Annotated in this window: 4 protein-coding genes and 1 pseudogene; 4 read left to right on the top strand and 1 reads right to left on the bottom strand. The window is 72.0% G+C overall.

The features are described 5' to 3' along the window. The 3 genes from DBR36_RS08185 to gcvP all read left to right on the top strand — a co-directional run. Window positions 1-302, top strand: a 302-nt coding sequence (locus tag DBR36_RS08185; protein WP_308810943.1) for a glycine cleavage T C-terminal barrel domain-containing protein, incomplete at its 5' end; no start/stop codon positions are given. Beyond that, window positions 299-673 carry a glycine cleavage system protein GcvH gene (gene gcvH / locus DBR36_RS08180; protein WP_108318411.1) on the top strand — a complete coding sequence of 125 codons (375 nt, stop codon included), beginning with the start codon at window positions 299-301 and terminating at the stop codon, window positions 671-673. The genes DBR36_RS08185 and gcvH, both read left to right, overlap by 4 nt. Next, a complete protein-coding gene (gcvP, locus tag DBR36_RS08175; protein WP_108318409.1) occupies window positions 670-3,549 on the top strand; it encodes an aminomethyl-transferring glycine dehydrogenase in 2,880 nt (959 codons plus the stop codon). The genes gcvH and gcvP overlap by 4 nt, the downstream gene beginning before the upstream one ends. 564 nt (window positions 3,550-4,113) lie before the next feature. Here the strand turns inward: gcvP and DBR36_RS08170 are convergent. Beyond that, window positions 4,114-5,085, bottom strand: a complete 972-nt coding sequence (locus DBR36_RS08170; protein ID WP_108318407.1) for a hypothetical protein — start codon at window positions 5,083-5,085, stop codon at window positions 4,114-4,116. Between the two features lie 276 nt (window positions 5,086-5,361). Between DBR36_RS08170 and DBR36_RS08165 the strand changes: the two are divergent. Next, window positions 5,362-5,961, top strand: a pseudogene (locus DBR36_RS08165) (hypothetical protein); the annotation flags it as partial.

Here is a 5,961-nt window from a genome sequence, read left to right as displayed (position 1 = left end):
ACAAAGAGGCATTCGTCGGCAAGGACGGCCTGGCGTCGCGCCCCGCAGCCGCCCCTGTGCTCGTCGGCCTCGTCTCGGAGGGACGCCGCGCCGGTCGCGCCGGCTACGCCGTGCTGCATGGCGACGACGTCGTCGGCGAGATCACCAGCGGTGCCCTCAGCCCCACCCTCGGCCACCCCGTCGCGATGGCGTTCGTCGCCCCCGCGGCATCCGCCATCGGAACCGAACTGACCATCGACGTGCGCGGAACCCGCATCCCCGCGACCGTCACCGCCCTTCCCTTCTATCGGAGAAACGCATGACCGACCTCACCGCCCTCAGCTACACCTCCGAGCACGAGTGGATCGCCCTCGAGGGTGACATCGCCACCGTGGGCATCACCGATTTCGCCGCCGACAAGCTCGGCGACGTCGTCTTCGTCGAGCTCCCGGGCGCCGACTCGGCCGTCTCGGCCGGCGACGTCTGCGGCGAGATCGAGTCGACCAAGTCGGTCGGCGAGCTCTACGCGCCGCTCTCGGGCACCGTCGTCGAGGTGAACGACGCCGTCGTCGACGACCCCTCCCTGGTCAACGCCGAACCTTTCGCCGGCGGCTGGCTCATCAAGATCCGCGTCGAGGGCGAGCTCCCCGGCGACCTGCTCGACCGCGCCGCCTACGAGGACCTCACCGCATGAGCACCGTCCTTCCTTCCCGCACGGATGCCGGAACCCCGGCCGTCTTCGTCGATCGCCACATCGGCATCGGCGCCGACGCCCAGGCCCGCATGCTCGAGGTCGTCGGCTACGACAGCGTCGAGGCGCTCGTCGAGACCGCCGTCCCGGCATCCATCCACGTGCAGGCCCGCGCCTCCAGCGCGATCCCGACCGCAGCCACCGAGGCTGAGGCCCTGGCGGAGCTGCGAGAGCTGGCATCCGCCAACCGCTCCGCGCGCCCCATGATCGGCCTCGGCTACTACGACACCTTCACCCCGTCGGTGATCGCGCGCAACGTCCTCGAGAACCCGTCCTGGTACACGGCGTACACCCCGTACCAGCCCGAGATCTCGCAGGGCCGCCTCGAGGCGCTCATCAACTTCCAGACGATGGTGACCGATCTCACGGGTCTGGCGACGGCGAACGCGTCGATGCTCGACGAGTCCACCGCCGTGGTCGAGGGGATGCTCGTGGCCCGTCGCGCGTCCAAGGCGAAGACCGACGTGTTCCTCGTCGACGTCGACGCGCTGCCGCAGACCAAGGCGCTGCTGCACCACCGCGCCGCGGCCGTCGGCATCCGCATCCTCGAGACGTCCTTCGAGGGCGAGGTGCCCGAGGCGTTCGGCGCGTTCGTGCAGTACCCCGGCGCGACCGGACGCATCTGGGACTTCTCGGCCGTGGCCGAGTCCGTGCACGCCGCGGGCGGCCTGGTGGTCGCCGCCGCCGACCTGCTCGCGCTGACGCTGCTGCGTTCGCCCGGCGCTCTCGGCGCCGACGTCGCCGTCGGCACCACCCAGCGCTTCGGCGTCCCGCTCGGCTTCGGCGGACCGCACGCCGGCTACATGGCCGTGCGCGCGGGCCTCGAACGCCAACTCCCCGGTCGTCTGGTCGGTGTGTCCCAGGATGCCGTGGGCGCCCCCGCCTACCGGCTGTCGCTGCAGACGCGCGAGCAGCACATCCGCCGCGAGAAGGCGACGTCCAACATCTGCACCGCCCAGGTGCTGCTGGCCGTCATGGCCGCGATGTACGCGGTGTACCACGGCCCCGACGGACTTCGGGCGATCGCGACGCAGGTCGCGCGCAAGGCCGATGCCCTGGCATCCGCTCTGCGTTCGCACGACCTCGACCTCGTCTCGGACGCGTTCTTCGACACCGTGCGCGTGCACGTGCCGGGCCGCGCGCAGGACGTGGTCGATCGCGCCCGCGCCCGCGGGTACCAGCTGCTGTGGATCGACGACGCGACCGTGGGCGTCTCGGTGGACGAGACGACGACGGATGCCGACCTCGCGGCCGTGCTGGACGCCTTCGGCCTCGCCTCCGCGGAACTGTCCGAGGGCGAGGCCCTGCGCGGCGTCGACGGCGCCCTGCACCGCGACGACGACTTCCTCACCCACCCCGTCTTCCACGCGCACCGCAGCGAGACGGCGATGATGCGGTACCTCAAGACCCTCGCCGACCGCGACTACGCGCTCGATCGCGGCATGATCCCGCTGGGGTCGTGCACGATGAAGCTCAACGCGGCGACCGAGATGGCGGCGGTGTCGTGGCCGGAGTTCTCGCGTGTGCACCCCTTCGCTCCCGAGGCCGACGTGCGCGGCTACCTCGAGATGATCGAGCAGCTCGAGCGCTGGCTCGCCGAGGTCACCGGCTACGACGCGGTCTCGCTGCAGCCGAACGCCGGCTCGCAGGGCGAGCTCGCGGGGCTCCTCGCGATCCGCGGCTACCACCTGGCGAACGGCGACCTCGAGCGCACCGTCTGCCTGATCCCGTCGTCGGCGCACGGTACCAATGCGGCGTCGGCGATCCTCGCGGGCATGAAGGTCGTCGTCGTCGCGTGCGACGAGGCCGGCAACGTCGACCTCGGCGACCTTCGGGCCAAGATCGCCCAGCACGCGGCCGAGCTGTCGGCGCTGATGATCACCTACCCGTCGACCCACGGCGTGTACGAGCACGACGTTCTCGACATCACACAGGCCGTGCACGACGCCGGTGGCCAGGTGTACGTCGACGGTGCCAACCTGAACGCCCTGCTCGGATTCGCCCGGTTCGGCGACCTGGGTGGCGACGTGTCGCACCTCAACCTGCACAAGACGTTCGCCATCCCGCACGGCGGCGGCGGACCCGGGGTCGGCCCGGTCGCGGCCAAGACGCACCTCGCGCCGTTCCTGCCCTCGCACCCGTTCTCGCAGCGTGCCGAGCACGCCGGCGGCGTGTTCGACGGCGGGCCGGTGTCGGCCGCTCCGCACGGCTCCGCCGGCATCCTCCCCATCTCGTGGGCGTATGTCCGCATGATGGGCGCCGAGGGTCTGCGTCAGGCCACCGCGGCGGCGGTGCTGTCGGCCAACTACATCGCCGTTCGGCTGCGCGAGCACTACCCCGTGCTGTACGCGGGCGAGGGAGGCCTGGTCGCGCACGAGTGCATCCTCGACCTGCGTCCGCTCAAGGAGCAGACCGGCGTGAGCGTCGACGACGTGGCCAAGCGCCTCATCGACTACGGCTTCCACGCACCGACGATGTCGTTCCCGGTCGCGGGCACCCTGATGGTCGAGCCCACCGAGAGCGAGGACCTCGCCGAGCTGGATCGATTCGTGGATGCCATGATCGCGATCAAGCACGAGGCCCTCGCCGTCGCCGCGGGCGAATGGCCGGCCGACGACAACCCGCTCGTGAACGCCCCGCACACGGCCGAGACCGTCGTGGTGGGGGAGTGGGAGCACCCCTACTCCCGCGAGACCGCCGTGTACCCCGTGCGGTCGCTGATCCGTGGAAAGTACTGGCCCCCCGTCCGCCGCATCGACCAGGCCTACGGTGACCGCAACCTGGTGTGCTCGTGCCCTCCGCCGGAGGCGTTCGCCTGAGCCGCGTCCCGGGGCCGCGCTGCGCGCGGCCCCGGCGGGTCGGCGCCCGTCCGGCGGGCGTCCGGCGCCCGTCCGGCGCGCGTCCGGCGCCCTGTTTCGCGTCCTGTTTCGCGCGAGACTGCACGCTGCTGACTTCTCGGTTGCAGGATGTCGCCGAGTTGTCAGCCACGTGCAGTCTCGCGAGGCGCGCGGCGGCTTGTCCGGGCTGCCGGAGTCGGGCGCGGTGCTCGCGGCGCGTTCCGTCGGGCCACGGCGCGGTCGGCCGGGGCGCGAAGCGCCTCCTTTCCGCGAGACTGCACGCCGCTGACTTCTCGGGTGCAGGATGTCGCCGAGTTGTCAGCCACGTGCAGTCTCGCGAGGCGCGCGGTGGCTTGTCCGGGCTGCCGGAGTCGGGCGCAGTGCGCCGGTCACGAAGCGCCGAGTTGCCGCGAGACTGCACGCCGCTGACTATTCGGTTGCAAAATGTCGCCGAGTTGTCAGCCACGTGCAGTCTCGCTGCGCTCACCCGCTGCGCGCGCAGCCGCGGCACGCACACCCGCGGCACCCGCACCCGCGGCACCCGCGCTACCGCGGGCGCGGGGGACGCAGAGCCGCGGCGAGGCTGTAGAGGTGCGCTGTGTCGGGGGTGGCGACGACCGGGAGCCCCGCGCCGCGGAGCAAGCGGGCCAGGGAGTCCGGGTCGGTCAGATCATCCCACCCCCAGTGCAGCACGGCCCGCGCGCCGGCCGCGCGCAGTCGTCGGTCGCGGTCCTCGCGTTTCTTGATCGCGACGCGCGGGTCTCCGAACCGGCCGTCGTACTTCAGCAGGCCGTCCGCCTCGCCCGCGATACGCAGCTGCGGCCACCACAGGTCGACGCGGTCTCCGTCCCCGGCTGGCGAACCGAACCAGACCTGCAGCTCCGGTTCGGCGAAGCCCGCCCATTCCGCGACAGCGCGGCTCAGTGATTCGAGCGGCGATTCCGCGGCCGGATCCACGCGATGAAGAGCCCACCGCGCCCGCCGTCGACCGCGCGCGGACGCTCGTTCCTCGTTCAGCGTCACGAGGGTGAGAGCGGTGCAGCGTTCATCGACGCGTGCGGCCGCGTCGGCGACGGCGAGGGCGATCGCGGGATGCCGAGTCCTGGCCACGTCGATGCACGTATCGGCGACGGAGGTCAGACGGATGCCGTCGACCTCCTCGATCACGCGGTCCGGGTGGGCGCTGGTGTGCACGCGCACCCCGCCCACCGTCCGGGCCGTCGCGCTCGCCGATCCGAGTACATGGATGTCGTGCGCCGTCCCGATCACGGGGAGTCCGTGCAGCGCCGCCGCGGACTCGAGGCAGAGCACGTCGCCGGGGGCGTTCAGCAGATGCGCCCGGACACGCGCGAGGTACTGCTGCCACGGCGGGAGCGTCTGCCACGCGTCGCGCGGCGCGTAGACCCCGCGCGTCACCTGGATGATGTCGCCGCGGCGCACGCTCCGCGTGGAGTGGGTCACCGCGGCGGCGGGCATCAGCGGGAGGGGCGTGTCGACTGTTCGGTGGAGCACCGTCATCGTTCGACTCTGCCGTCCGCGATCGCCCGGATTCGACGGCATCCCTCGATCTGTGGACGGCTTGTTCTCGCGACCGTCGGTGCAGGAGCCGCGACCTCGGCGCCGAAACTGCACCCGCCCGACAACTCGGTTGCAGGATGTCGCCGAGTTGTCAGCCGCGTGCAGTCTCGCGGCCCCGGGCCGCGCCCGGCGGCCGCGCCGCGCCGCGCCCGGCGACCGCCGCCGCGCCCGCCCGGCCCCGGGGATCGCTCAGGAGGCGTTGGGTAAAGTGCCCCTGTGCACCACGGGCTGAACGACGTTCCTCGACCGACTCGACGACGCCGCGGTGCGGGCCGTCTGATCGCGCTGCTCGCCGCGGCCGGTGTCGTGCTGGCCGGCTGCTCGGCCGCCGAACCGGCACCCGCCCCCGAGAAGGAGCAGCGCACGAGCCTCACGCTCGGCGTCGTCGGCGAGCTCACCAGCTTCAACGCCGCGACCGCGACGGGCGCGACGGCGGCCAACCGCGCCGTGTCGGCGTTGCTCGACGAGCGGCTGGGATCGATCGACGGCTCGCTCCAGGTCGTCCCCAACGACGGTCTCGGACGCATCACGCGCGTGCAGGGCGATCCGCTCAAGGTCAGCTACGAACTGTTCACCGACCGCGTGTGGTCGGACGGCACGGCCGTCACCCTCGACGACCTCGTGTTCGGCTGGGCCGTCAGCTCCCACTTCTTCGACGACGCCACCTACGACGTCAACGGACAGGTCGTCTCGGGCACGCGCTACTTCAACACCGCGATGCCGGCCGACCCGAACGCGCGCACGGCGCGTCCGATCGTCGATCGCGCCGACGACACCCTGACCCTGACCTACGACCAGCCGTTCGCGGACTGGAAC

Origin of the sequence: Microbacterium sp. HMWF026 (genome assembly GCF_003061325.1) — a bacterium.
GTDB lineage: Bacteria > Actinomycetota > Actinomycetes > Actinomycetales > Microbacteriaceae > Microbacterium > Microbacterium testaceum_E.
This window is presented reverse-complemented; position numbering and strand designations above follow the sequence as displayed.